Origin of the sequence: Sinorhizobium glycinis (genome assembly GCF_001651865.1) — a bacterium.
GTDB classification, from domain to species: Bacteria; Pseudomonadota; Alphaproteobacteria; order Rhizobiales; family Rhizobiaceae; genus Sinorhizobium; species Sinorhizobium glycinis.
Genome location: NZ_LPUX01000062.1, coordinates 300,950 through 326,347, shown reverse-complemented (window position 1 = coordinate 326,347; position 25,398 = coordinate 300,950). Strand labels below are relative to the sequence as shown.

Sequence of the window (25,398 nt, the reverse complement as noted above, 5' to 3'; positions counted from 1 at the left end):
GGATGAGGGGCACTGCGGCTCCGCCGGAGCTATCCGAGGTCGATGACCACTATCTCCGGCGGCACCCCGAAGCGGATGGGTGCAATCGAGCAGCCGAGTCCGCCCGAAACGATAAGATCGCGCTCCTCCTCGACGATATGGCCATAGGCATAGCGGTCGCCGAAGCGCGACGGCACGACGGGGGAGTGGCCGATGAAGCGCACCTGCCCGCCGTGGGTGTGACCCGAGAGTGTCAGGGAGACCCGCGGCGGCACCTTCGGAAAGATGTCGGGCTCGTGCGCCAAAAGGATAATCGGCGCATTATCGCTGACCTGCGCCAGCGTGCCGTCGAGGTCGTCGAGGCCGCCCATGGCGCTGCGTTTCCATTTCTTGCCCGGCAGCAGTGCAAGCTGATCCTCAAGGCCGGCAATCCAGAAGCCGAAACCTTCCTTTTCCAAGCGGATGGCGCGATTGCTGTAGACCGGGATGCCGACGGCGGCCAATGCGCGATGGCCGAAGGTCTCGCCGCCGCCGTTTTTCTGGGCGGTCCTGTCCTCCCACCAGTCATGATTGCCCATGATGGCATGCACGCCGAGCGGCGCCTTCAGGGTCGACAGCGCCTTCGACCACTCGCTGGAATGGACGTAGCGCGTCACCAGATTCATGCCGGAGGCATAGTCGCCGAGCAGAACCGTGATATCGCCGCCCAGATCGTTGGCACGCCTGCAGATGGAAGCGATCCGCCTTGCCGACATCCACGGCTCGCAGGCATGCAGATCGGCGAGCGCGACGACGCGCAGCTTGAGGCCGGGCGTCCAGCCGGGTGGCGTCAAGGCATAGCGCGCGACCTTCAGGCGCGCCAGCGGCTCGACGGCAAACGCGTAACCGCCGAGCGCCATGGCGCTCGCGAAGCCCCCGCCGAGAATTTTCATGAAGCCGCGGCGGGTGATCATCTCAGTCGTCCTCGAGCGTCAGCCGGAACTGTGCCGCCTCGACATCCTTCGGCGGATTGAGGCCAAGATGCTTCCACGCATTGGCCGTCAACACACGCCCGCGCGGCGTCCGCTGGATGAAGCCCTGCTGGATCAGATAGGGCTCGATGATGTCCTCGATCGCATCGCGCGGCTCGGAAAGGCCGGCCGCGATGGTCTCGATGCCGACCGGGCCGCCGCCGAAATTGTGGGCGATCATCGTCAGGTAGCGGCGATCGAGCTGATCGAGCCCCATGCTGTCGACCAGCAGTCGGGTCAGCGCCTCGTCGGCGATCTCCCGTGTCACGGCCTCGGCGCGCGCCACCTCGGCGAAGTCGCGCACCCGGCGCAGCAGGCGGCCGGCGATGCGCGGCGTGCCGCGGGCCCGGCGGGCGATTTCGCGCGCGCCTTCGTCGGTCATGCCGAGACCCATCAGCCGCGCACCGCGGCGGACGATCAGTTCCAGTTCCTCGACCGTGTAGAAATTGAGCCGCACCGGAATACCGAAGCGATCGCGGAGCGGCGTCGTCAGAAGGCCAAGGCGCGTCGTCGCCGCCACGAGCGTGAATTTCGCGAGGTCGATCTTCACCGACCGCGCCGCCGGCCCCTCGCCGATGATGAGGTCGAGCTGGAAATCCTCCATTGCCGGATAAAGGATTTCCTCGACTGCCGGATTCAGCCGGTGGATTTCGTCGATGAACAGCACGTCGCGCTCTTCGAGATTGGTGAGCAGCGCCGCGAGATCCCCGGCCTTGGCGATGACCGGACCGGAGGTCGAGCGGAAATTGACGCCGAGCTCCTTCGCCATGATCTGCGCCAGTGTCGTCTTGCCGAGTCCGGGGGGCCCGACGAAGAGGACGTGATCGAGCGCCTCGCCGCGGTTGCGCGCCGCCTCGATGAAGATCTTGAGGTTGGCGCGCGCCTCCGCCTGGCCGGTGAACTCGTCGAGCGATTGCGGGCGCAGCGTCGCATCGAGGTCCTCGCCCCGCTTTTCCGGCGCAATCAGGCGTGCGGCTTCAGTCATCTCAAACTTCCGTTGCGGGATGGATCGCGCGCCCGCTCGACGTCGCGGCGCGTCTCAACCATAGTGCGCGCGCGGCGGTCAATCCAGTGCGATCGCTTCACGAACCCCTCACTCCAATTCCATTGTGGCTGCAGAAAGGCTTGGCCCTCAGCGCGCCAGTTCCTTCAACCCAAGGCGGATCAATTTGGCACTGTCGCCCCCCTCGCCGCCATTCTTCAACGCCGCTGCCACGGCGTTCGCCGCCTGGTCGCGCGAATAGCCGAGATTGGTAAGCGCCGAGACCGCGTCGGAAACCGGCGCAGAGGCGACCCCCTCGCCGAGTTCCTGCTTGAGGCCGATCGACGCGGACATTTCGCCGGCAAAGGCCGGCGCCTTGTTCTTCAGTTCCGTGACGATGCGCACCGCCACCTTCGGCCCGACCCCGGGAGCGCGCGCGACCGAGGTCTTGTCCTGCAGGGCGATGGCATTGGCGAGTTCGCCGGGCGTCAGCGTCGAAAGCAGCGCCAGCGCCACCTTGGAGCCCACCCCCTGGACGGTCTGCAGCAGGCGGAACCATTCGCGCTCAAGGGCCGACAGGAAGCCGAAAAGCTTCAACTGGTCTTCGCGCACATAGGTCTCGATGAAGAGCACGGCGGCCTCGCCGGCCGAGCCGAGCTTGGCGAGCGTGCGCGCCGAGCAATAGGCCACATATCCAACCCCGTGGACATCGACGACAACAAAGTCCTCGCCGATCTCGTCGATGGTGCCCTTGAGTTTGCCGATCATGTTCTCTGCCTCAAAAAAACGGCGCGTGCAGGCTCCGGCCCATTCCACCCCCTCTGGCCTGCCGGCCATCTCCCCCACAAGGGGGGAGAACAGATGTGGCACGGTCCGCGCTCCAACTGAAGGGGCTCGCTTGCTAAAACTCTTCGTTCGGTACGAGGGGCAAGCCGCATGTATTCTCCCCCCTTGTGGGGGAGATGGCCGGCAGGCCAGAGGGGGATCGAGTTCGCCACCATTACCCGCCCTACCCGGCGAGCGCCGCAAGACGGCTCGTCACCGCCTGGCGGTTATGCGCATGGCAAATGGCAATCGCGAGCGCGTCGGCGGCGTCATTGCCCTTGAACTCGGCCTTCGGCATCAGCACCTTCAGCATCATGTGGATCTGCTGCTTCTCGCCATGGCCGACGCCGATCACCGCTTTCTTCACGGCGTTCGGCGCATATTCGGCGACCCTCAGGCCGGCGCGCGCCGGAACCAGCATGGCGATGCCGCGCGCCTGACCGAGCTTCAGCGTCGCGGTCGCATCCTTGTTGACGAAAGTCTGCTCGACGGCCGCCTCCTGCGGCTGGTAGCTGTGCACCACGTCGGCTAACCCATCGTGCAACTGGCAGAGGCGCGAGGCGAGGTCCGTCTCGCCGTCGGAGGTCACCGTGCCGGAGGCGACGAAGCGCAACGAATTGCCGAGCGTCTCGATGATCCCCCAACCGGTACGTCTCAGCCCCGGATCGATGCCGATGATGCGAATCGTAGTCTGCATGTCTCACCCTATGTCGGTCGACGGGACGCTGCCAGCAAAAAGTGAACAAAACAAAAACATTACACAGATACGCCGAGCCGCCGCAGAAAACCGGCGGCGAACCCTTGGCCTTAAGAAACTTGAACCTACATTGCGATCGATCAATTTCCCTTAATCGAAGGCGTTGGCCATGATCCCTTTCTCCATTCTCGACCTGTCGCCGATCACCGAAGGCGGCGGCGTCGCGCAATCGCTGGAAAACTCGCGCCGCTTGGCAATCGCAGCGGAGGAGAACGGCTACAAGCGCTTCTGGCTGGCCGAGCACCACGGCATGACGGGAATCGCCAGCGCCGCGACCTCGATCGTCATCTCGCATGTGGCCTCGGCGACAAGAACCATCCGTGTCGGTTCCGGCGGCATCATGCTTCCCAACCATTCGCCGCTCGTCATCGCCGAACAGTTCGGTACGCTTGCGGCCCTCTATCCCGGCCGCATCGATCTCGGCCTCGGCCGCGCACCCGGCACCGACATGCGAACCGCGCAGGCGCTCCGGCGCAACATGGAAGCGAGCTCCAATAATTTCCCCAATGATGTCGTGGAGCTTCAGGCACTGCTCGGCCCGGTCGGCGACGACCAGAAGATCATCGCCGTTCCCGGCGCCGATTCAAACGTGCCTATCTGGCTGCTCGGTTCGAGCCATTTCAGCTCCCATCTCGCCGGCGTGCTCGGACTTCCCTTCGCCTTCGCCTCGCATTTCGCGCCGGACATGCTGCTCTCGGCGCTTGAGATTTATCGCGAGCGTTTCACGCCGTCGGCGCAGCTCGACAGGCCGCAGGTGATGGTCGGCGTCATGGGCGTTGCCGCCGACTCGGACGAGGAGGCGAATTATCTGTTCACCTCGATGCAGCAATCCTTCGTCGCGCTTCGCCGCAATGCGCGCGGCCGCTTCCCGCCGCCGGTCCGGTCGATGGACGGGCTGTGGAGCCCGGACGAGAAGATCTTCGTCGACCACGCCATGCGCTATGCGGTCGTCGGAGGCCCGGAAACCATCCGCCGCAAGATCGCGTCCTTCGTCGATCTCACCAAGGCCGACGAGCTGATCGTCTCCATGCCGATCTTTGACATGGAAGCGCGGCTGCATTCGCTGGAGCTGTTTGCGGAGGCGCAGAGGAGCCTTGGCGCCTAATGAGGCCTTTGCCCCAGGGGGGCACCCCCCTCTGCCCTGCCGGGCATCTCCCCCACAAGGGGGGAGATTGGCCAGGAGCAAGGCCCTGCCCGACAGAGAGCTTGCGGGGCTTCGCCAATTTGCGCGGGCCGGGTAGTGGTTGAGCGCAACGCCGCCGCTTGCCGATCTCCCCCCTTGTGGGGGAGATGCCCGGCAGGGCAGAGGGGGGTATCACACCCCCGACCTTCGCCGCTCAGGCAGAAAGCTTCGCAAGAATCTCCTCGGACACCTCGAAGTTCGAATAGACGTTCTGGACGTCGTCGTCGTCTTCGAGATTGTCGATGAGCTTCATCAGCGACTGGGCCTTTTCCTCGTCGACCGGCACGGTGTTCTGCGGCTTCCAGATCGCCTTGACGGTTTCGGCTTCGCCGAGCACGCCTTCGAGCGCCTTCGAAACGTCGCCTATTTCTTCGAAGCCGCAGATGATCGTGTGGCCGTCCTCGTCCGTCGCCACATCGTCGGCACCCGACTCGATCGCCGCTTCCATCACCTTGTCTGCGTCGCCGGCGGAAAGCGTGTAAGTGATTTCGCCGACGCGATCGAAGGAGAAGGAGACCGAACCGGTTTCACCGAGCGCGCCGCCCGCCTTGGTGAAGATGGAGCGGACATTGGAGGCGGTGCGATTGCGGTTGTCGGTCAACGCCTCGACGATGACGGCGACGCCGCCCGGGCCGTAGCCTTCGTAGCGGACTTCCTCGTAGTTCTCCGCATCGCCGCCGGCAGCCTTCTTGATGGCGCGCTCGATATTGTCCTTCGGCATCGACTGCGCCTTGGCGTTCTGGATGGCGAGCCGCAGGCGCGGGTTCATGCCCGGGTCGGGCAGGCCGGTTTTCGCCGCGACGGTGATCTCGCGCGCGAGCTTGGAAAACATTTTGGAGCGCACCGCATCCTGACGGCCCTTGCGGTGCATGATGTTCTTGAACTGTGAATGGCCAGCCATGACGCCCTCTGCATGCATGAATTGTTGGGATCGGGCGCCTTATAGTTTCATTGCCGCTTCCCGTCCAGCAGGGGCACCGTCATTTCGAGAGCCACTATTCTTCAGACCCCCTGCAGCACATGAATCAGCGGTTTGCTCGGCAGTGTGCGCAGGGAAACCGTGATGCTCGGACCGGTGGCGAAGCTCTTGTCGTAATCGTCGCCGAACATCGCCAGGAAATCGCCGATCGGCGGCCCTCTTCGGTGCATCGGCAGGATCAGTGCGGCGCGCAGCCGCGAGGCGACGCGGCTCATGCTTTCCGCGCCCATCGTCAGCCCGCCGTCGACCGGCACCATCAGGACGTCGAGCCGGCCGATCTCACGGTAATGACTGTCGTCGAGTTCGTGATGCAGGTGGCCGAGATGGCCGATGCAGAGCCCCGCGACCTCGAAGATGAAGATCGAATTGCCGTCGGGCTCCATCCCTTCGAAGCCGGAGCGGATGTCGGTCGTCACGTTGCGGATATAGGTGTCGCCGACGACGAGATCGTAGTCGGCCGGCTCGCCGTCATCGCCCCAACCATGCAGCACGTGACGGATCGCCGGGTCCGGCGTCAACGTGTAGTGGCTCGAATGGGCCTTGTTCATCGTCACGACTGTCGGCGGCGTCGCGGGCCGGAACCAGCCGTTGTAGTCGGTGGCGATCGAGACGCCGCCCGGCGTTTCGATCAGGAAGGTCGAGTGCCCGAGATAGGTGATGGTGACTCCGCCATCGGCGGCTGCCGCGGCAGGCGAAATCTCGGGCGCTGCGACGCTCACGAAGGTTGCCGAGGGCGTGGCTGCGGCGATCGCCTGGCACTGGCTGATCGGGGCGGAGGTATCCTGCGCATGGGCCGGCTCCGGCCACAGCGTATGGACGAACCAGATGAAGAGCAGGGTGTAGGCAAGGTATCGCAGCGGCATCCTCCACCTCTCACACATTCCTGGAGCGGGATGAGGAAAAGTATGTGCGGATTGCGCCCCGCATCCCCCTCCGACTTACAAGAATCGGCCAGGCAGCATCATTCAACCCTGTGGCTCCGTCCACTTACAAATGGCAGCCAGCCGCTCACGATCGTGTCATTGCGGCCGGGCTCGCACTACTCGGCCGGCGCGCCCGCCGCCTCGGGCACCGGCGCGCGCTTGCGCCGCATTGACCGCAGCGTCACGTAGAAGACCGGCGTCAGGAAGAGACCGAGGAAGGTGACGCCGAGCATGCCGGAGAACACGGCCGTGCCGAGGGACTGGCGCATCTCGGCGCCGGGACCGGTCGCGATCACCAGCGGCACGACGCCGAGGATGAAGGCAAAGGCCGTCATCAGAATCGGACGGAGTCTCAGCCGGCTCGCCTCGATCGCCGCCTCGATCGGCGACCTGCCCTCGTCCTCGCCCTGGCGCGCGAATTCGACGATCAGGATCGCGTTTTTCGCGGCAAGGCCGATCAGCACGATAAGGCCGATCTGGGTCAGGACGTTGTTGTCCATTCCCCGGATCGAGACGCCGATGAGGGCGGCGAGAACGGCAAGCGGCACGATCAGGATGATCGCCAGCGGCAGCACCCAGCTCTCATATTGCGCGGCAAGGGCGAGGAAGACGAAGATCACCGAGAGCGCGAAGATGAAGACGGCGGTATCGCCGGTCTGTCGTTCCTGGAAGGCGAGTTCGGTCCACTCGAAGGTCGTTCCCTGCGGCAGGATCTGGCCGGCGAGCGCCTCCATCTTGTCGAGCGCCGTACCGGTCGAAACACCCGGCGCCGGATTGCCTTGGAGAGGAACAGAGACATACATGTTGTAGCGCTGGACGAGCGCGGGGCCGCTCGTGTCGCGGATCTCGACGAGCGTGCCGAGCGGCACCAGCGCGCCCGAGGCGGACCGCACCTTCAGGGCAAGGATATCGTCGCGTTCCACGCGGTATTGCTGGTCGGCCTGGGCGCGGACCTGGTAGACGCGGCCGAACGCGTTGAAATCGTTGACGTAGGACGCCCCAAGATTGATCGACAGCGTTTCGAAGATGTTGGGGATCGGTACGTTGAGCGCCCGTGCCTTGTCGCGGTCGATCGCCAGGAAGAATTGCGGGCTCGATGCCGAGAAGGTGGTGAAGACGCCCACCAGTCCTTCGGTCTGGTTGGCCGCCCCCATCATCTGATGGGCAAGCCCGAGCACGCGGCGCATATCGGCACTCTGGCGGTCCATGATCTGCATCTTGAAGCCGCCCGAATTGCCGATGCCGCGCACCGAAGGCGGCGGCACGGCGATGATGAAGGCCTCCTGGATGCTCTGCATTGCGCCGAAGAGCTGGCCGATGATCTGCGTGGCGTTTTGGCCGTGTTCGAGCCGCTCCTCGAAACTGTCGAAGGGCGTGAAGATCACGCCCGAGTTCGACGCGTTAGTGAAGGTCGCGCCGTTGAAGCCGGCAAAGGCGACGGCGTCCCTCACCCCCGGAACTTCCCGGATCATCGCCGACGCACGCTGGACGACGGCGTCGGTCCGCTCGAGCGAGGCGCCGTCGGGAAGCTGGATGACGACGATCGCATAGCCCTGGTCCATCGTCGGGATGAAGCCGCGCGGCACGACCTGCGCCATATACCAGGTGCCGCCGAGCAGTGCGACGAAGACAAGGAGGGCGGCGACGAGCGCAACGCGCGTCTGAACAAGGCGGCGCACCGTCCAGGCATAGCCGTCGGCCATGCGGTCGAAACCGTTGTTGAAGCCGTTGGCCAGAGCACGGCCGAAGCGGGTGACGGGATTGCGGTTTTCGTGCTCGTGATCGTCGTGCGGACGCAGCAGAATCGCCGCAAGCGCCGGCGACAGGGTCAGCGAGTTGATAGCGGAGATCACCGTCGCAACCGCGATCGTCACGGCGAACTGCAGGTAGAACTGCCCTGCAATGCCCGGAATGAAGGCGGTCGGTACGAAGACGGCGGTGAGAACGAGCGAGATGGCAATGACCGCCGCACCCACCTCGTCCATGGTCACATGCGCCGCCTCCCGTGGAGTCATGCCGCGCGCCAGATTGCGCTCGACGTTCTCGACGACGACGATCGCATCGTCGACGACGATGCCGATCGCCAGCACGAGCCCGAACAGCGTCAGCATGTTGAGAGAGAAGCCGAAGGCGAAAAGCAGTGCGAAGGTGCCGATCAGCGACACCGGAATGGCGACGATTGGGATAATCGCTGTCCGCCAGGACTGGAGGAAGACGATGACCACCAGCGCGACGAGAATCACCGCCTCGCCGATCGTCATGTAGACCTCGTCGATCGATTCCGAGATGAATTCCGTGGGATTATAGATGATCCGGTATTCAAGCCCTTCGGGAAAATCCCTGGAAAGGTCGGCCATCGTCGCCTGGATCGCGTCCGCCGCCGCAAGCGCGTTGGTGCCGGGCCGCGAGAAGATGCCGAGCGCGACGGCCGGGCTGCCGTTCAGATAGCTGTTCGTCACATATTCACGCGCCCCGAGCTCCACCCGGGCGACGTCCTGCAACTGCACCAGCCTGCCGTCCTCGGTTGCCTTGACGATCACGTAGCGGAACTGCCGGGCGTCGCTGAAGCGGCCATCGGTGGTGACGGTGTATTGAAAGGCGCTGTCGCCCGACATCGGAGGACCACCGATCGAACCGCCGGAGACCTGGACGTTCTGCTGGCGCAACGCCTCGACGACGTCGCCGGACGTCATGCCGTAGGCGGAGAGTTTCTGCGGGTCGAGCCAGACGCGAAGCGCATATTCGCGCTCGCCGAAGAGGATGACGTCGCCGACGCCATCGAGCCGGACCAGCAGATCGCGAATGCGCGAGCGGGCATAGTTGGAGACGTAGAGCTGGTCGTAGCGGTCGTTCGGCGACAAGAGGTGAACGACCATCATCAGGTCGGGCGAGCTCTTCGTCGTGGTGACGCCGATGCGCCGGACGTCCTCCGGAAGGCGCGGCTCGGCGATCGAGACGCGGTTCTGCACCAGCACCTGGGCCTGGTCGAGGTCCGTGCCGAGCTTGAAGGTGATCGTCAGCGACATCGACCCGTCGGCGGTCGAATAGGAGGACATGTAGAGCATGTTCTCGACGCCGTTGATTTCCTGTTCGAGTGGGGTCGCGACCGTATTGGCGACGGTCTCCGCATCCGCGCCCGGGTAGGAGGCCCTGACGACGATGGTGGGCGGCGCGATTTCCGGATATTGCGCCACCGGCAGCTGGAAATAGGCGATGCCGCCGACGATCAGGAGAACGATCGACAGCACTGAAGCGAAGATCGGCCGGTCGACGAAGAAGTGCGAAAACCTCATTGGGCATTCTCCGCCGCGTGCGCCGCTTCCTGCGGCAGCACGACAAGTTCCGGCTTCACCTTGACGCCCGGCCGCGCCCGCATGATGCCGTTGACGATGATCGTCTCGTCGCCGGTCATGCCGCTGCGGATGACCCGGTAGCCGTGCAGCCGTGGCCCGAGCCGCACCGGTTTGGTGGCGACGCTTCCGTCGTCGGCGACGACATAGACGACGCGCTCGTTCTGATCGGCCGCGATTGCCTCATCGGGAACGAGGATCGCCTGGTAGGTATTGGAGCCTTCGACCTCGACGCGCCCGAAAAGACCCGGCTGGAGAATGAAATTGGGATTCTCGAAACGGGCACGCAGTCGCATCGTGCCCGTCTGGTTGTCGACCCTGTTCTCGGAAAAGTCGAGCTTGCCTTCGAAAGGCGGTTCGTTGGCGTCGGCGATCGTCACGAGCACAGAGAGCGCGCCTGCGCCCTCCTGCAGCGCGCTGCCGCGTTCCCGCGCGGTGCGCGCATAGGAAAGCAGCCGCCGCTCGTCGACATCGAAATAGAAATCGATCGGATCGAGCGAGACGATCGTCGTCAACACGGTCTCATCAGCCTGGACGAGATTGCCCGGCGATATCCAGCGACGGTCGACGCGGCCGCTGAGCGGCGCGGTGATGGTGGTGTATTCCAGATCGAGCCTGGCCCGATCGACGGCCGCCTCGGCGCCACGAATGTTCGCCTGCGCGGCGAGCAGCGCGCGGCGGTCGTCGTCGAGCTTGGAAATCGAAAGCGTGCCGGTTCCGGTCAGGGACTCGGTTCGCTTGAACTGTGCTTCGGCGAAGGAGAGCGTCGACTGCGCCGATGCAAGTGACGCCTCGGCCTGGGACAGAGCCAGGCGGAAGGGCCGCTGGTCGATGACGAAAAGCTTGTCGCCCTTTTTCACCAATGCGCCGTCGGTAAAGAACACCTGGTCCAGATAGCCTCCGACGCGAGAACGGACCGACACCTCGTCCACTGCCGCAAAGCGGCCAATGAACTCGTCGGCATCGATGACGTCCCGCACGACCGGTTTGGCGACGGTCACCGTCGGCAGTTGCGCATCCTGTGCCGCTGCCGGTGCCGATATGAACAGGGAGATGGAAATGCCGGCGATGGCCGGCAGAAGCCACTTTCGCAACATGCACGCTCTCCAGGCACTTGAACCATCAAGTTCGCCCGGCGCGGGTTGGATAAATCCAGTTGCCGTGGCGACATTTCGAGCCTCGGGCGTTCGCCTCCGGGTGGCGCCAAAGCGGGAAGTAGAAGAATGCACGCGGGTCTTCCCGCACGCTTTTCGCTCTGGCTTCTAGATCGACATGGGAACTTGCAATGCGGCCGCTCAAAGCGGCTCTGATTTGCGCGCTAACCTGCCACCATTTTTAGAGCCTGTCACTGAAAAAAGCATCCCGCACAGGCGACAGAAGACGGGTCTGCGGCCGTCTCGGACTGGCGCACCTGCAGACCAATCTGCCGCCCGATGCTTAGGACCAGAAGTCCGGGATCGTCTCGCCAAGCCGCGGACCGAGCCGGAGCGGCGCGATCTTCTCGGCAAGTCCGGTGCGGTCGGAGATCTCCACGCCGACGCCGCAGACCGTGGCAGGACCGGAGGCCGCTTCGAAGCGGCCCTTGGGCATCTTGGAGATGAAGCGGTTGAGCGGCTCTTCCTTGTCCATGCCGAGCGAGGAATCGTAGTCGCCGCACATGCCGGCGTCGCTGATATAGCCGGTGCCGCCATTCAAGATCTGATGATCGGCCGTCGGCACGTGGGTATGGGTGCCGACCACGAGGCTGGCGCGCCCGTCGACGAAGTGGCCGAAGCACTGCTTCTCGCTTGTCGCCTCGGCATGGATGTCGAAGACGACGGCATCGGCCTGTTCTCCGAGCGGACAGGCCTCGAGGATCGCCTCGGCGCATTTGAACGGATCGTCGAGTTCCGGATGCATAAAGACCCGGCCCATGACATTGGCGACCAGCACGCGGGCGCCGTTGCGGGCGAAGAACAGGTTGGAGCCGCGGCCCGGCGTGCCGGCAGGATAGTTGGCCGGGCGTAGGAACTGGTCGTGCCGCTCGCAGAAGACCACCGCCTCCTTCTGGTCCCAGACATGGTTGCCGGTTGTCACCACGTCGGCACCGGCGCTCACCGTTTCCAGGAAGATCTCCTCGGTGATGCCGAAGCCGCCGGCCGCGTTTTCGCCATTGACGATGACGAAGTCGAGCTTGAGATCGCTCACCAGCCCCGGGAGGCGGTCCCACACCGCCGTGCGGCCCGTCTTGCCAACCATATCTCCCAGAAACAGAAGTCGCATGCCGTTCAATCCCGCTCGAAGTGCCGAAAACCGCTCTCCGTCAACACGGCGTCCAGCGCCACGTCATGCGGTTCCGCCGGCACTGATGCCACTTCCTGGCAGTCGAATGCAATCCCGATCAGGCGCGGCATGTGGCCCTTGCTGCGCAACCGGTTGATCGCGCGGTCATAATAACCGGCGCCGTAGCCGATACGATGGCCCGTCGCATCAAAGGCCGAAAGCGGCACCAGCATGATGTCAGGATCGAGCTCCGGCGCGTCCGGCCCGGGACCCGTCGTCCCGAAACCGGTCTCGACGACCGCCACGCCGTCAGCGAGCTCGCGAAACACGATGGTCTTCTTGTCGAGGATAACCGGTAGACAAAGTCTCGCACCGCGATCCCTGAGCCGCACCATCAGCGGCCGGATGTCCGCCTCCGAGCGGATCGGCCAGAAGCCCGAGACGACATGGCCGGGATCGAGCGCGATGATGTCGCCGGCATGGTCTGCCATTGCGAGGCTCGCCTCGATCCGCGCTTCCGCCGGCATGGCGTCGCGCATCGTCAGACGCTCCTTCCGCAGTGCGGCCTTCAAGTCCTTCGGTGACATCAAGCGTCCCTTTCCGGCAAACCGTTCCCAACGGGCAACGAGGTAGTGCAGATCGCACGCGAGCTGAACCCGTGTCCCCGTCGCTTTTGCAACATTTCGCGACAGTCCTCCACCCTTCCCATATCGAAACAGCATTAACCTGGCCTTCACCTTTCGCCACGGTTCGGCTTCGCGCGAAGTCCTGTCCATGCAATTGCTTCATGGTTTCAAATGATTGGGAGAGCTGCGACCCGGCATTTTCGCCGGAGGCTCTAAAGGATAGGCCGTGTCCATGAAGGACAGGATCGACCAGCTCGGCCCCCTCGAACTGCGCTGCCTGTCCCTTGCGGCCCGCGGCCGGACGCGGCTGGACATCATGCGCGAAACCGACATTCCGATGGAACGGATTGATCAGGCGCTCGAAGAGGCCATGCGCAAGCTCAAGGCGAACAATCTGGCGGAAGCCATCATCCGCGCCGCCAGGCTCGACCTCATCTCATAGCATCCAGTGTGAATGCCGGACCGGGTCCGGCCACCACCCCGCCGTCGGAGGCTCGATGTCGGCGAGGCCCGCGTCGTCGATGAGATGCGAATCGCAACGGTCAATGGCCCGCGCCCAATAGGTCTCGATCGCGTGGCGCAATCGGAACTGTTCAACAGCCGCCATCAACGGGGATGATTGCCGGGCGGTCGGAGATGCAGGCACAACCAGTACAGGCATGACAGGGGCCTCGATAAAGACGGGACGCCCTGATCTTCCGCCTTCCGTTGACATGGGACAAACGAATTGCGAGCATAGCTATCATCAGATTTTCTTATGACGGCCAATGTCCCTTCCGCTCGACAGCGATCTGCTCAGAACCTTCCTCGCGGTTGCCGATACGGGCAACCTGACGCGGGCCGCCGATGCGGTTCGACGCACGCAGTCGGCCGTCAGCATGCAGATCAAGAAACTCGAGGACCTGCTCGGCTTCCCGCTTTTCGAGCGTCATTCCCGCGGCGTCGTGCTGACGGCCGAGGGCCGGCGCCTCGTCGACAATGCGCGGCGGATCGTTGCCCTGCTCGACGATACGGCGGCAGCTCTGCGCCAGCCTCCCCTGGATGGCTCGGTCCGCATCGGCATATCGGAGGAATACATCAACTCCACCCTGCCGAAAGCGCTCGGCGCCTTCGCCGCGATCCACCCGAGCGTCGAGGTGACGGTGCAGCAGGGACATTCGATGTCCAATCTGAAATCGCTCGAGGCGGGAGAGATCGACATTGCCGTCGTATTCGAGCCGGGCGGCCGGACCAGGAACGAAGTCCTGATGGTGGACCCCACCGTCTGGGCCACCTCCGACCAGCACGGTACGCACGAGCGACGGCCGGTGCCGATCGCCACCTATACCCACTACGAGGGCGGTTGGTGCGATGATCTGGCCATGCGCAGTCTGAAGAAGCGGGGCATGGAGAGCCGCGTCGCCTATGTCAGCCGCACGAGCAGCGGCCTGATCGCTGCCGTCGTTTCCGGTCTCGCCATCGCCCCGATGTCGCGCAGCGCAATACCCGCCGGCTGCCGCGAGCTGACCGAAGACGAAGGCTTCGGCATCATCGACATGTCGAACGTCGTCTTGCGCACGCGGCCGGATCATCGCTCCCCGACGATCGACGCAATGGCCGACGCCATCCGCCGCGCCTTTCGGGGAACCGACTGAAAGGGAAAAGTGCGATCCACGACGACCGGTGGAGAGTTTACGATCCCGGGTGCCTACTAAGTAGGTGGGCACCGTGTGTCCAGACCCACGGGTCCGGACAGGGACAGTTCCCTTGAGATCGTGTATGGCCCCGGGGATTGTGGTTCCTGTCGGGATGCGCAGACCGCCGCGCAGATATAGAACGTCCTGACGGTTTTCGCCAGAGCGGGTTCTGCGGAAAACGCGGTCAAACCGATAATTCGAGGTCCGGGAGCCCGGGCGAGCTCAATTCGCCGGGATGGGGCGGCCGTTGAGCTTGGCGGTGATGTCGTGGATCTGCGCCGTGACTTCCGCCAGTGCCGAGGCAAGCGCTTCCTCGCTTCTCGCCTGATCGGAAAGGTTCGCCTCACGACTGTTCTTCAGGTTTCCGACCTCCGCCTCGAGGTTCTTCAGCCGCCGATTGACCTCGCTCAGCTCGTCCATGACCATGATGCCCGCCATCACGGTCAGCCTCAGGTCGCCGATCTCGCCGAACTGTCCCTTGAGATGGCCGACATATTGATCGAACCGGGCGGCGAGGTCGCTCAAGTGATCCTCCTGCCCTTCCTCGCAGGCCATGCGATAGGCCTTGCCGTCGATCGTCACCGTCACCTGTGCCATGCTTCAAGAACCTCAGCGATCCAGCACTGCCCGAATGGTTTCCATCGCCGTCACGAGACGACGGGACACTTCGCGATTGACCTCTTCCAGTCGATTGGCCCGGAACTGCGACTGGTCGAGTTCCTGGGCCAGGCGCGACCGGTCCGTATTGACCCGGCGCACTTCGCCCTCGAACTCGCTCACGTCCTTTTCCTTGTCAAAGCGGCCGTCGATGGCGATTTCAAGAGACTGAACCGCGTTTCGCAATTCCTCGATCGCCGCATTGACCGTCTTTGCAGGCATCTCTTTCGAAACCTCTCCAGAGGGGATGAGCAGGATCGACCCCTCATCGAACACGTCTCGCTCCCGCACCGAATCGACCAGAGTTCCGGTCGCTTCGGATCGCCCTTTTTAAACCCATTCCATAAGTCTCAACAATGGCGCGTTGGACAATTGCACCCCGCAATCTGTGGATCGCCGGTTTTATCTGCCGATGATATGCTTGCGGCGCGATCCTGCAGGCCCGGCGAAGATCGCAAAAGGTCGCCGCCACGGGCGGCCGAAGCCCTGTATTTGTTGACTCGGGCGGCGCACCTGCTATGTGTTCGGCCGCTTCTCACACGGTCTTTGGAGGATAGAGACCGTCCCCTGACCACCGAACTCAAACGGAACAGTCATGATCTCTCGCGAAAAACACGACCGGATGGCGAATGCAATCCGTTTCCTCTCCATGGACGCCGTCGAGAAGGCAAATTCCGGCCACCCGGGTCTCCCGATGGGGGCGGCCGACATAGCAACGGTCCTCTTCACCCGCTACCTGAGCTTTGACCCGAAAAACCCCGCCTGGCCGAACCGCGACCGCTTCGTGCTGTCGGCCGGCCACGGCTCGATGCTGCTCTATTCGCTGCTCTATCTGACGGGCTACGAAGACATCACCATCGACGAGATCAGGAATTTCCGCCAGCTCGGCTCGCGGACTGCAGGCCATCCGGAATACGGACATGCGGCCGGCATCGAGACGACGACCGGCCCGCTCGGCCAGGGCATTGCCAACGCCGTCGGCATGGCACTCGCCGAACGCAAGCTGCGCGACGAATTCGGCAGCGACCTCATCGAGCACCACACCTATGTGATCGCCGGCGACGGCTGCCTGATGGAGGGCATCAGTCAGGAGGCGATCGCGCTTGCCGGCCATCTGAAGCTAAACAAGCTCATCGTCTTCTGGGACGACAACAACATCTCGATCGACGGGCCGATCTCGATCGCCGACTCGACCGACCAGCACGCCCGCTTCCGCGCCTCCAAGTGGCACACGATCGCCGTCGACGGCCATGATCCGGAAGCGATCGCCGCCGCGATCGAGGAAGCGCAGAAGTCCGACAAGCCGACGATGATCGCCTGCAAGACCGTCATCGGCTTCGGCGCTCCGAACAAGGCCGGCACCCACAAGGTACACGGCTCGCCGCTCGGCGCCGAGGAAATCGCCGCCACCCGCAAGGCGCTCGGCTGGGAAGCCGAAGCCTTTACCGTTCCCTCCGATGTACTCGACGCCTGGCGCCTTGCCGGCGAGCGCTCGGCCGGGACGCGCAAGGCATGGGAAGCAAAGCTCGAGGCCGCCGATAAGAAGGCCGAGTTCGTCCGCCGCTTCTCCGGCGAGCTCGAAGCCGGCCTCGCCCCGGCGATCAGCGCCTACAAGCTGAAGCTCGCCGAGACCAAGCCCACGCCCGCAACCCGCAAGGCTTCTGAGGACGCGCTGGAAGTCATCAACGGGGTGCTCAACGAGACGATCGGCGGCTCGGCCGACCTGACCGGCTCCAACAACACCAAGACGAGCCAGACCCATTCGATCACGCCGGACAATTTCTCCGGCCGTTACGTCCACTACGGCGTACGCGAACACGGCATGGCCGCCGCCATGAACGGCATGGCGCTGCATGGCGGTCTGATCCCCTATTCCGGCGGCTTCCTGATCTTCTCGGACTATTGCCGTCCGTCGATCCGTCTCGCCGCACTGATGGGGATCCGCGTCATCCACGTGCTGACCCACGATTCCATCGGTCTCGGCGAGGACGGCCCGACGCACCAGCCGGTCGAGCACCTGGCCTCGCTGCGCGCCATCCCGAACCTCCTGGTATTCCGTCCGGCCGACGCGACGGAAACGGCGGAGTGCTGGCAGCTGGCGCTCGAAAGCCGCAATCGCCCGTCGGCCATCGCGCTGACGCGCCAGAACCTGATGGCGGTCCGCACCGAATACAAGGAAGAAAACCTCTGCGCCCGCGGCGCCTATGACCTGATCCCCGCAAGCGACGCAAAGGTGACGATCTTCGCCACCGGCTCGGAAGTGGAGATTGCCGTCAAGGCCAGCCAGACGCTGAAGGAAAAGGGCATCTCGGCGCGCGTCGTTTCAGTGCCCTGCATCGAGCTCTTCGCCGAGCAGAGCGACGACCATCGGCAGGCGATCATCGGCAATTCGCCGGTCAAGATCGCGATCGAAGCCGGCGTGCGCCAAGGCTGGGATCATATCATCGGCAGCGACGGCGTCTTCGTCGGCATGTCGAGCTTCGGCGCTTCCGGTCCCTACAAGGATCTTTACAAGCACTTCGGCATTACGCCGGAAGCGGTTGTCGCGGCCGCCGAAGCCAAGCTGTCCTGATCAAGCCGGAGGGCGCCCCTGTGGCGCCCTCCATTCGTTTACCCACGCCATTTTGTAAGGGAGAGACCCGACATGACAGTGAAAGTCGCCATCAATGGTTTCGGCCGCATCGGCCGCAACGTGCTTCGCGCCATCGTCGAATCCGGCCGCGCGGATATCGAAGTCGTCGCGATCAACGACCTTGGCCCGGTCGAAACCAACGCCCACCTGTTGCGCTTCGACTCCATCCACGGCCGCTTCCCGGCCGACGTGAAGGTCGACGGTGACGCGATCGTCATCAACAACGGCAAGCCGATCAAGGTGACCGCCATCCGCAACCCGGCCGAGCTGCCGCACAAGGAACTCGGCGTCGATATCGCGATGGAATGCACCGGCATCTTCACCGCGCGCGACAAGGCGGCCGCCCATCTCGAAGCCGGCGCCAAGCGCGTCATCGTCTCGGCACCGGCCGACGGCGCCGACCTGACCGTCGTCTACGGCGTCAACCACGACAAGCTGACGAAGGATCACCTCGTCATCTCCAACGCATCCTGCACGACCAACTGCCTTGCACCCGTCGCCAAGGTGCTGAACGACGCCATCGGCATCGACCATGGCATGATGACGACGATTCACTCCTACACGAACGACCAGCCGTCACTCGACCAGATGCACAAGGACCTCTATCGCGCCCGTGCTGCGGCGCTGTCGATGATCCCGACCTCCACGGGTGCTGCCAAGGCCGTCGGTCTCGTGCTGCCGGAGCTCAAGGGCAAGCTCGACGGCTTCGCCATGCGCGTGCCGACCCCGAACGTCTCGGTTGTCGACCTCAAATTCGTCGCCAAGCGCGACACGACCAAGGAAGAGATCAACGCCGCGATCAAGGCTGCCGCCGACGGCCCGCTCAAGGGCATTCTCGGCTATACGCTTGCGCCGAACGTCTCGATCGACTTCAACCATGACCCGCATTCCTCGGTCTTCCACATGGATCAGACCAAGGTGATGGAAGGCAAGTTCGTGTCGATCCTGACCTGGTACGACAACGAATGGGGCTTCTCGAACCGCATGTCGGATACGGCGGTCGCCCTGAGCAAGCTCATCTAAGACCATGTTCCGGGCCCTTTCCTCAACGACGGTGCGCTGGCGTCCGCTCGAGGGGGAAGGGCTCGAACATCTGACGATCCGACATCTCGACGCATCGGTCGGCGCGGCCATCCGCGCCGAAAGCGTGCTGATCGGCGAGCGCGGCGGGGCCGCCTATGGGGTGCGCTACCGTATCGATTGTGACGCCGGCTGGCGTGTCACTTCCTTCGTCATCGGGACGACGGACGGACGCCGGCTTCACCTCCTCTCCGACGGCAGCGGACACTGGCGCACGCCCGAGGGCGTCGCCCTCCCCCGCTTCGATGGCTGCATCGATATCGATCTCGCCGGCACGCCCTTCACCAATACCCTGCCGATCCGCCGTCTAAACCTCACGTGCGCTTCCGGCACCGCGAAGCTCAAAATGCTCTACGTGCCCTTCGACAGCTTCGAGCCCACCGTCGACGGCCAGCACTATACCTGTCTCGAGGACGGCAAGCTCTATCGCTACGAGGCGGAAGACCGAAGCTTCACGGCCGACCTGCCGGTGGACGAGGACGGCCTCGTCATCGACTATCCCACCCTTTTTCAGAGACTATCACTGGAGACTATCTGATGACTTTCAAAACCCTTGACGATCTGACCGACATCACCGGCAAACGCGTGCTGGTACGCGTCGATCTCAACGTGCCGGTCAAGGACGGTCAGGTGACCGACACCACCCGCATCGAGCGCGTGGCGCCGACCATCCGCGAACTCTCCGAAAAGGGTGCCAAGGTCATCCTGCTCGCTCATTTCGGCCGTCCGAAGGGCGAACCGGTCGCCGACATGTCGCTGAAGGCGATCGCCCCCGCCGTCGAGGAAATCCTCGACCAGCGCGTCCACTTCGCCGCCGACTGCATCGGCGACAAGGCCACCAACGCGATTGCCGAAATGAATGACGGCGACGTGCTGCTGCTCGAAAACACCCGCTTCCACAAGGGCGAAGAAAAGAACGATCCGGCCTTCGTCACGGCACTCGCCGCCAATGGCGACATCTATGTCAACGACGCCTTTTCCGCAGCGCACCGCGCCCATGCCTCGACCGAAGGCTTGGCGCACCATCTGCCCGCCTATGCCGGCCGCACTATGCAGGCCGAACTCGAGGCACTCGAAAAGGGCCTCGGCAGCCCTAAGCGTCCTGTCGTCGCGATCGTCGGCGGCGCCAAGGTGTCGACCAAGATCGACCTCCTGCAGAACCTCGTGAAGAAAGTCGATGCGCTCGTCATCGGGGGCGGCATGGCCAATACCTTCCTCGCCGCACAGGGCATCAACGTCGGCAAGTCGCTTTGCGAGCACGACCTGGCCGAGACGGCAAAGTCGATCGTCGCCGCTGCGTCCGCGGCCGGATGCGCCATCGTGCTTCCGGAAGACGGCGTGATTGCCCGAGAATTCAAGGCCGGTGCCGACAACGAGGTCGTCGAGATCAAGTCTATCCCCGCCGATGCGATGGTGCTCGACGTCGGGCCGAAATCGGTCGATGCCATAAACGACTGGATCTCGCGCGCCGAGACGCTCGTCTGGAACGGTCCGCTCGGCGCCTTCGAGATCGCTCCTTTCGACAAGGCGACGGTGGCTGCCGCCAAGCATGCGGCGGCCCGCACGAGGGCAGGCTCGCTCGTTTCCGTCGCCGGCGGCGGCGATACGGTTGCCGCCCTGAACCATGCCGAGGTCGCCGACGATTTCACCTATGTCTCGACCGCCGGCGGTGCCTTCCTGGAATGGATGGAAGGCAAGCCGCTGCCGGGCGTCGATATCCTCCACCAACAGAAGTAACAGCATGCGCACCGACCCGGCAAACGGATAGGCCCGGGTCGGTGCGCTAAAATAATTCTGATAATTCAAACGATTAAAATTATTTAAATCGTTTTAAGCGATTTTACTGCCATTTTCCCGCACAGTATCTTCTGTTATCGCGCCCTCGTTCGGCGGTGCGAATAATGCTTTCCGCGCCCCTCAGACCGAAACGGTTTCTTGCGCTGGCTCACGGGTTCGGCGCTCTGTGTAGGAGAGAAAGATGAGCGAAAGACTGGAAGATATTGCGGTTGCCATGGTCGCCAACGGCCGGGGCCTGCTCGCTGCCGACGAGTCGACCGCAACGATCAAGAAGCGCTTCGACAGCATTGGGCTGGAGTCCACCGAGAGCTCGCGGCGCGACTATCGCGAAATGCTGCTGCGCTCGGATGAAGCGATGCGCAACTATATCTCCGGCGTCATCCTCTATGAGGAAACCCTTTTCCAGAAGGCGGCCGACGGCACGCCGCTGGTCGACGTCATCAGGAATGCCGGCTCGATCCCCGGCATCAAGGTCGACACCGGCGCCAAGCCGCTGCCGCATTTCCCCAATGAGACGGTCACCGAGGGGCTCGACGGCCTCGCCGCCCGCCTTGCCAAATACTATGAAGCCGGTGCCCGCTTCGCGAAATGGCGCGGCGTCGTCGCCATCTCCGGCGCCCTGCCGAGCTTCGGCGCCATCAAGGCCAATGCCCACGCTTTGGCCCGCTATGCGACGCTCTGCCAGGAAGCCAAGATCGTCCCGATCGTCGAGCCGGAAGTGCTGATGGACGGCGCCCCCGGCGACCATTCGATCGAACGCTCCGAAGAAGTCACCGAATGGGTGCTGCGCACCGTCTTCGAGGAACTCGGCGACCTGCGTGTGAAGCTCGAAGGCATGATCCTGAAGCCGAGCATGGTGATCGACGGCAAGAAGGCCCGCAAGGCTTCGGTCGAAGAAGTTGCCGAGCGCACCGTCAAAGTCTTGAAGCGCACCGTGCCGGCAGCCGTCCCCGGAATCGCCTTCCTGTCCGGCGGCCAGTCCACGGAAGAAGCGACCGCGCATCTCTCCGCCATCAACACGGCCCACGACCTGCCCTGGAAGCTGACCTTCTCCTATGGCCGCGCCCTGCAGCAGGAGGCACTCAATGCCTGGAACGGCAAGCCGGAGAACGTCGCCGCGGGGCAGCGCGCCTTCACGCATCGCGCCAAGATGTGCAGCCTCGCCGCCAAGGGCAGCTGGAAGAAGGATCTCGAACAAGCCGCCTGAGCGGTCCGAAGTCAAAGGGGAGCGAGGAGAAGGCCCGGGGCAGCGATGCCGCCGGGCCTTTGAATTCGACAGGCTCGGGAGTTGCCACAGCCGCGCCAATTGTCAGGGAGACAAGTTTGCTGTTTCGGGGTGACGGCAACGATCTTACATCTCCCTATCGCACCAGGACCGGAGCCTTGATGAACACCCTCCCCTTCGTCACCGTCGACGTCTTCACCACCGAGCGTTTTGCCGGAAACCAGCTTGCCGTCATCCCCGACGCTCGCGGCCTGAGCGATGGAGAGATGCAGGCGATCGCCGCGGAGTTCGGCTATTCCGAAGTGACCTTCGTCCTCCCGCCCGACGATCCGGCCAATACCGCCCGCGTGCGCATTTTCACGCCGACGGCGGAAGTGCCCTTCGCCGGTCACCCGAATGTCGGTACCGCCTTCGTGCTCGGCCGGCAGAAGGAAATCTTCGGCAGGACGCCTGGCAACAAGCTGCGCTTCGAAGAGAAGGCGGGGCTCGTCGATGTTACGCTCTTGAGCGAGAACGGCATTCCCACCGGAGCGCGCATCGTCGCTCCCCGGCCGCTTGCCGTCGGGCCCGTGATCGACGCCGCGACGATCGCCGCCTCCGCCTCGCTTCAGCCAGGGGACTTGAGCGAACGCAGTCACAGGCCGGTGCGCGTATCGGTCGGCCTCGCCTTTGCCGTCGCCGAACTCAACGATGTCGAGACCCTGTCAAAGGCGCGGCCGAATGTCAGTGCCTTCCACGAGGCGAACGCCCGCTATCCGCTTGCCGAGGACAGCTTCAGCCTCTTTCTCTATGCGCGCGCGCCCGCGCACCCGTGGCAGATCCAGGCGCGCATGTTCGCGCCGCTCGACAACGTCATAGAGGACCCGGCGACGGGTAGCGCCTCGGCGGCACTCGGCGCCCACCTCGTTTCGCTTCTGCCGCAGGCCGATGCCGAGATCGAGATGACGATCGAGCAGGGCGTCGAAATGCGACGCCGCAGCCTCATAACGGTGGCCGTCAGCAAGAAGGACGGCGCGGTCCGCGAGGTCAGCGTCTCGGGTCATTGCGTAACGGCGATGCGCGGTTCGATCGAAGTCTGAGCGTCGAGGCCTGCTGGATCAGCGCGACTCAGGCGTGCAATCCCCTTATCGAGTTGAGAAGCGCTCGAAATCGGGGATGATCGCGAATCGGATCCAGATCCGAGTCCTGCTTGAACCAGAGGAGGTGATAGCTGGAGCTCTGCGGGACGACGGCCTCAAGGAGATCGAGCGCGCGCTCACTCTCTCCCAGCAAGGAATGGACACAGGCCGCGTTATACTGCGCGACGATATCGTCCGGATCGACCGCCAGCGCTCGCGCCGCCCATTCTTTTGCGCGGTCCCCCTCGCCCAAATGCGCAAGTGCCAATGCACCGCGATGGGCCGGGCTGGCATTTTCCGGGTGCCGCTCCAGCGCGGTTTTCGCCCGTTCGATGCCTATCCGCGCCCAGCGCTGGCGCTCGGCTTCCACTCCGAGCGAAAGATAGCAGTTCATCAAATGAATCGGCGAAAAATAGTCATCGGTGCGTATCTCTGCCGCGCGCTTGAAGAACTGCACCGCCTCCTGAAACCGACCCTGTGCAAACAAGAAGCGGCCATAATAGAGATTGGCTTCATAGAGCGAAGGGCTAAGCGCCAGAGCCTGGCGGAACTCGCGGCCAGCCTCTTCCGTTTGCCCGTCATGCGTCAATGCCAGCCCGCGTGAGGCATGCGCTTCCGCCAGGTTGGGATCTAGTGCAAGCGCCTTGGAGCTCATCTCGAAGATGCTCTCGAGGGGAAACTCCTTTTCATGCCAATCCCTGATCGCACACTCACATTCGGCTATGCCCGCATAGGCGCGGGCATAATTAGGATCGAGTTCGACGGCCTTCAGGAACATCCGGCGCGCAAGCAGCAGGTAGGACCGGGTCCAGGTATGCGAGAACTGCCGGCCCCGCAGATAATAGGTATAGGCTTCCACGGAGGTGGTCGGATCGCTTTCGATCGCCTTCTTCTCCTCCGGCAGCAGCTTGATCTTCAGCTGATCGACGATCGCATGGGTGATCTCGTCCTGGATGGCGAAGATATCGGTGAGGTCGCGATCGTAACGATCGGCCCACAGATGTCCTCCGGTCTGCGCGTCGATGAGCTGGCCGGTGATGCGGACGCGTGCGCCCACCTTCCGCACGCTGCCCTCCAGAATGAAGCGTACCCCGAGTTCGTGGGCTGCCTGCTTCACCTTCACGGCTTTGCCCTTGTAGGTGAAGACGGTGTTGCGGGCGACGACATGCAGGCGCGAGATCTTCGACAGGTCGGTGATGATGTCCTCGGTGATGCCGTCGGAGAAATATTCCTGCTCCGGATCGTGGCTCATGTTGGTGAAGGGTAGGACGCCGATAGACAACTCGTACCCCGTCTCGAGGGTCGCGCCAGCGGTCTCCGGCTCCTGCCGGGCGGCCGCATCGCCAAGCGCGACCGTGTAGACGCGAATGTTCGGCGCGATGTTCTTCAGGCTGTATTCGCCCTTTTCGACGAAGCCGAGATCCAGCCTCGAGCCGACCTGATCGCGCACCGACGAGGATACCGCAATGCCGGAGGGATCGGCGAGCCCCTCGAGCCGGGCCGCAACGTTGACGCCGTCGCCGAAGATGTCGCCTTCCTCGACGATCACGTCGCCGAGATGGATGCCGATCCTGAGCTCGATGCGCCTGCTCCTCGGCAGGCCCTCGTTGCGGGCGAGCATGCCGCGCTGGATCTCGGCGGCGCAGGCAACCGCGTTTACGACGCTGGAGAATTCGATGAGCATGCCGTCGCCGGAGAGCTTGACGATGCGCCCCTTATGCTCGGCGATCTTCGGCTCCAGGCACTCGCGGCGATGCCCTTTCAGCGCGGCCAGCGTACCCGCCTCGTCGGTTCCCATCAGACGGCTGTAGCCCACGACGTCGGCAGCGAGAATGGCGGTCAGGCGGCGTTCCAAGAGAGCCTCGATTTTCATCTGGTGGCCGAGCACGGTAATTTAACCTTTTCTTGACTACATGTCGTGCGCAGACTTCGGGCACTTTCGGCGCGAGTGTAGCCCGGCCCTTGAAGGTTAGCTGTTTCTAAGGGAACGTCGGCCGGTCGCGCCTTTCGTGCGCATGTGATCGGCGCGGCCGCCTCCAACGGCGGTTACGGCCGGACAAGCACCGTGACCATCATGACAACGATGGCGAAGACGGCGATCTTCCAGAAGTCCCGGCGCTGCCTGAGGCCGGGATATCCGAGCGGCTTGATGAGCTGCAAACACATGGCGATGAAGAGGAGAAGCGTCAGTGCCTTCGACATCATTTCTTCCGGAGAATTCCGCGGCCACGGGTACGGCGTCATACGGCCGTCACTTTTCGTTGGATAGAGGGCTATTGTTTTCGCCGCCGATTTGCAATGACCGGCGGTAGCGATTCCGGTTGGCAAGGCGCCTCG

Annotated in this window: 22 protein-coding genes, 1 other RNA gene and 1 pseudogene; 9 read left to right on the top strand and 15 right to left on the bottom strand. The window is 63.7% G+C overall.

What is annotated here, in order from left to right; genetic code table 11:
• Positions 1-29 precede the first annotated feature (29 nt).
• From AU381_RS19605 to ruvC, 4 genes are all read right to left on the bottom strand, one after another.
• Positions 30-932, bottom strand: coding sequence for a metallophosphoesterase (locus AU381_RS19605; protein ID WP_064243395.1), 903 nt, complete (start codon positions 930-932; stop codon positions 30-32).
• A gap of 1 nt (position 933) precedes the next feature.
• Complete coding sequence (gene ruvB, locus AU381_RS19600) at positions 934-1,974, bottom strand: Holliday junction branch migration DNA helicase RuvB (protein WP_064243394.1); 1,041 nt, start codon at positions 1,972-1,974, stop codon at positions 934-936.
• Positions 1,975-2,121: 147 nt separating this feature from the next.
• Positions 2,122-2,739: a Holliday junction branch migration protein RuvA gene (gene ruvA / locus AU381_RS19595; protein ID WP_064243474.1), complete on the bottom strand. Its 618-nt coding sequence runs from the start codon at positions 2,737-2,739 to the stop codon at positions 2,122-2,124.
• Positions 2,740-2,980: 241 nt separating this feature from the next.
• The gene (gene ruvC / locus AU381_RS19590; protein ID WP_064243393.1) at positions 2,981-3,493 is read right to left on the bottom strand and encodes a crossover junction endodeoxyribonuclease RuvC; all 513 of its coding nucleotides are present in this window, start codon (positions 3,491-3,493) and stop codon (positions 2,981-2,983) included.
• A gap of 169 nt (positions 3,494-3,662) precedes the next feature.
• On the opposite strand from ruvC, the gene AU381_RS19585 reads away from it, so the two are divergent.
• Positions 3,663-4,658, top strand: coding sequence for an LLM class flavin-dependent oxidoreductase (locus AU381_RS19585; protein ID WP_064243392.1), 996 nt, complete (start codon positions 3,663-3,665; stop codon positions 4,656-4,658).
• A 232-nt stretch (positions 4,659-4,890) separates the two neighbouring features.
• Here AU381_RS19585 and AU381_RS19580 read toward each other — a convergent pair whose 3' ends face one another.
• The 6 genes from AU381_RS19580 to AU381_RS19555 all read right to left on the bottom strand — a co-directional run bounded on the left by AU381_RS19580 (position 4,891) and on the right by AU381_RS19555 (position 12,837).
• Complete coding sequence (locus AU381_RS19580; protein WP_064243473.1) at positions 4,891-5,637, bottom strand: YebC/PmpR family DNA-binding transcriptional regulator; 747 nt, start codon at positions 5,635-5,637, stop codon at positions 4,891-4,893.
• A 101-nt stretch (positions 5,638-5,738) separates the two neighbouring features.
• On the bottom strand, positions 5,739-6,578 hold the full coding sequence (locus tag AU381_RS19575; RefSeq protein WP_064243391.1) for an MBL fold metallo-hydrolase: 840 nt from the start codon (positions 6,576-6,578) through the stop codon (positions 5,739-5,741).
• A gap of 176 nt (positions 6,579-6,754) precedes the next feature.
• Positions 6,755-9,931, bottom strand: coding sequence for an efflux RND transporter permease subunit (locus AU381_RS19570; RefSeq protein WP_064243390.1), 3,177 nt, complete (start codon positions 9,929-9,931; stop codon positions 6,755-6,757).
• Entirely contained in the window at positions 9,928-11,085 is a 1,158-nt protein-coding gene (locus AU381_RS19565; protein ID WP_064243389.1) for an efflux RND transporter periplasmic adaptor subunit, read from the bottom strand. The genes AU381_RS19570 and AU381_RS19565 overlap by 4 nt, the downstream gene beginning before the upstream one ends.
• A gap of 340 nt (positions 11,086-11,425) precedes the next feature.
• Positions 11,426-12,250, bottom strand: coding sequence for a TIGR00282 family metallophosphoesterase (locus tag AU381_RS19560; RefSeq protein WP_064243472.1), 825 nt, complete (start codon positions 12,248-12,250; stop codon positions 11,426-11,428).
• A 5-nt stretch (positions 12,251-12,255) separates the two neighbouring features.
• A complete protein-coding gene (locus AU381_RS19555) occupies positions 12,256-12,837 on the bottom strand; it encodes a 5-formyltetrahydrofolate cyclo-ligase (protein ID WP_064243388.1) in 582 nt (193 codons plus the stop codon).
• A gap of 271 nt (positions 12,838-13,108) precedes the next feature.
• Here AU381_RS19555 and AU381_RS19550 point away from each other — a divergent pair, with 271 nt between their 5' ends.
• Both AU381_RS19550 and AU381_RS19545 read left to right on the top strand, forming a co-directional pair.
• Positions 13,109-13,318 carry a helix-turn-helix domain-containing protein gene (locus tag AU381_RS19550; protein ID WP_064243387.1) on the top strand — a complete coding sequence of 70 codons (210 nt, stop codon included), beginning with the start codon at positions 13,109-13,111 and terminating at the stop codon, positions 13,316-13,318.
• A gap of 293 nt (positions 13,319-13,611) precedes the next feature.
• Positions 13,612-14,510, top strand: a pseudogene (locus AU381_RS19545) (LysR family transcriptional regulator).
• Between the two features lie 9 nt (positions 14,511-14,519).
• On the opposite strand, the gene ssrS reads toward AU381_RS19545, so the two are convergent.
• The 3 genes from ssrS to AU381_RS19530 form a co-directional block, all read right to left on the bottom strand.
• A non-coding RNA gene (gene ssrS / locus AU381_RS19540) (6S RNA) lies at positions 14,520-14,678 on the bottom strand.
• A 96-nt stretch (positions 14,679-14,774) separates the two neighbouring features.
• Positions 14,775-15,149: a cell division protein ZapA gene (locus AU381_RS19535; RefSeq protein ID WP_064243385.1), complete on the bottom strand. Its 375-nt coding sequence runs from the start codon at positions 15,147-15,149 to the stop codon at positions 14,775-14,777.
• Between the two features lie 12 nt (positions 15,150-15,161).
• Positions 15,162-15,431 (bottom strand): DUF4164 domain-containing protein, encoded by a 270-nt coding sequence (locus tag AU381_RS19530; RefSeq protein ID WP_012709307.1) that lies wholly within the window; start codon positions 15,429-15,431, stop codon positions 15,162-15,164.
• Between the two features lie 373 nt (positions 15,432-15,804).
• Here AU381_RS19530 and tkt point away from each other — a divergent pair, with 373 nt between their 5' ends.
• The 6 genes from tkt to AU381_RS19500 all read left to right on the top strand — a co-directional run bounded on the left by tkt (position 15,805) and on the right by AU381_RS19500 (position 23,022).
• A complete protein-coding gene (gene tkt / locus AU381_RS19525; protein ID WP_064243384.1) occupies positions 15,805-17,781 on the top strand; it encodes a transketolase in 1,977 nt (658 codons plus the stop codon).
• Between the two features lie 72 nt (positions 17,782-17,853).
• A complete protein-coding gene (gene gap, locus AU381_RS19520; protein ID WP_064243383.1) occupies positions 17,854-18,864 on the top strand; it encodes a type I glyceraldehyde-3-phosphate dehydrogenase in 1,011 nt (336 codons plus the stop codon).
• A 4-nt stretch (positions 18,865-18,868) separates the two neighbouring features.
• A complete protein-coding gene (locus AU381_RS19515; protein WP_064243382.1) occupies positions 18,869-19,459 on the top strand; it encodes a putative glycolipid-binding domain-containing protein in 591 nt (196 codons plus the stop codon).
• The gene (locus AU381_RS19510; protein ID WP_064243381.1) at positions 19,459-20,658 is read left to right on the top strand and encodes a phosphoglycerate kinase; all 1,200 of its coding nucleotides are present in this window, start codon (positions 19,459-19,461) and stop codon (positions 20,656-20,658) included. The genes AU381_RS19515 and AU381_RS19510 overlap by 1 nt, the downstream gene beginning before the upstream one ends.
• Before the next feature lie 241 nt (positions 20,659-20,899).
• Positions 20,900-21,925 carry a class I fructose-bisphosphate aldolase gene (locus AU381_RS19505; protein WP_064243380.1) on the top strand — a complete coding sequence of 342 codons (1,026 nt, stop codon included), beginning with the start codon at positions 20,900-20,902 and terminating at the stop codon, positions 21,923-21,925.
• Positions 21,926-22,104: 179 nt separating this feature from the next.
• A complete protein-coding gene (locus AU381_RS19500; RefSeq protein ID WP_064243379.1) occupies positions 22,105-23,022 on the top strand; it encodes a PhzF family phenazine biosynthesis protein in 918 nt (305 codons plus the stop codon).
• Positions 23,023-23,050: 28 nt separating this feature from the next.
• Here the strand turns inward: AU381_RS19500 and AU381_RS19495 are convergent, their stop codons facing one another.
• A complete protein-coding gene (locus AU381_RS19495) occupies positions 23,051-24,934 on the bottom strand; it encodes an adenylate/guanylate cyclase domain-containing protein (protein WP_244520095.1) in 1,884 nt (627 codons plus the stop codon).
• Between the two features lie 173 nt (positions 24,935-25,107).
• Positions 25,108-25,263 (bottom strand): hypothetical protein, encoded by a 156-nt coding sequence (locus AU381_RS28795; protein WP_082910197.1) that lies wholly within the window; start codon positions 25,261-25,263, stop codon positions 25,108-25,110.
• Positions 25,264-25,398 lie beyond the last annotated feature (135 nt).

Coding starts and splice junctions, on each gene's coding strand:
- AU381_RS19605 (WP_064243395.1), bottom strand. CDS start 932: ATGATCACCCGCCGCGGCTTCATGAAAATTCTCGGCGGGGGCTTCGCG.
- ruvB (WP_064243394.1), bottom strand. CDS start 1,974: ATGACTGAAGCCGCACGCCTGATTGCGCCGGAAAAGCGGGGCGAGGAC.
- ruvA (WP_064243474.1), bottom strand. CDS start 2,739: ATGATCGGCAAACTCAAGGGCACCATCGACGAGATCGGCGAGGACTTT.
- ruvC (WP_064243393.1), bottom strand. CDS start 3,493: ATGCAGACTACGATTCGCATCATCGGCATCGATCCGGGGCTGAGACGT.
- AU381_RS19585 (WP_064243392.1), top strand. CDS start 3,663: ATGATCCCTTTCTCCATTCTCGACCTGTCGCCGATCACCGAAGGCGGC.
- AU381_RS19580 (WP_064243473.1), bottom strand. CDS start 5,637: ATGGCTGGCCATTCACAGTTCAAGAACATCATGCACCGCAAGGGCCGT.
- AU381_RS19575 (WP_064243391.1), bottom strand. CDS start 6,578: ATGCCGCTGCGATACCTTGCCTACACCCTGCTCTTCATCTGGTTCGTC.
- AU381_RS19570 (WP_064243390.1), bottom strand. CDS start 9,931: ATGAGGTTTTCGCACTTCTTCGTCGACCGGCCGATCTTCGCTTCAGTG.
- AU381_RS19565 (WP_064243389.1), bottom strand. CDS start 11,085: ATGTTGCGAAAGTGGCTTCTGCCGGCCATCGCCGGCATTTCCATCTCC.
- AU381_RS19560 (WP_064243472.1), bottom strand. CDS start 12,250: ATGCGACTTCTGTTTCTGGGAGATATGGTTGGCAAGACGGGCCGCACG.
- AU381_RS19555 (WP_064243388.1), bottom strand. CDS start 12,837: ATGTCACCGAAGGACTTGAAGGCCGCACTGCGGAAGGAGCGTCTGACG.
- AU381_RS19550 (WP_064243387.1), top strand. CDS start 13,109: ATGAAGGACAGGATCGACCAGCTCGGCCCCCTCGAACTGCGCTGCCTG.
- AU381_RS19535 (WP_064243385.1), bottom strand. CDS start 15,149: ATGGCACAGGTGACGGTGACGATCGACGGCAAGGCCTATCGCATGGCC.
- AU381_RS19530 (WP_012709307.1), bottom strand. CDS start 15,431: ATGCCTGCAAAGACGGTCAATGCGGCGATCGAGGAATTGCGAAACGCG.
- tkt (WP_064243384.1), top strand. CDS start 15,805: ATGATCTCTCGCGAAAAACACGACCGGATGGCGAATGCAATCCGTTTC.
- gap (WP_064243383.1), top strand. CDS start 17,854: ATGACAGTGAAAGTCGCCATCAATGGTTTCGGCCGCATCGGCCGCAAC.
- AU381_RS19515 (WP_064243382.1), top strand. CDS start 18,869: ATGTTCCGGGCCCTTTCCTCAACGACGGTGCGCTGGCGTCCGCTCGAG.
- AU381_RS19510 (WP_064243381.1), top strand. CDS start 19,459: ATGACTTTCAAAACCCTTGACGATCTGACCGACATCACCGGCAAACGC.
- AU381_RS19505 (WP_064243380.1), top strand. CDS start 20,900: ATGAGCGAAAGACTGGAAGATATTGCGGTTGCCATGGTCGCCAACGGC.
- AU381_RS19500 (WP_064243379.1), top strand. CDS start 22,105: ATGAACACCCTCCCCTTCGTCACCGTCGACGTCTTCACCACCGAGCGT.
- AU381_RS19495 (WP_244520095.1), bottom strand. CDS start 24,934: ATGAAAATCGAGGCTCTCTTGGAACGCCGCCTGACCGCCATTCTCGCT.
- AU381_RS28795 (WP_082910197.1), bottom strand. CDS start 25,263: ATGTCGAAGGCACTGACGCTTCTCCTCTTCATCGCCATGTGTTTGCAG.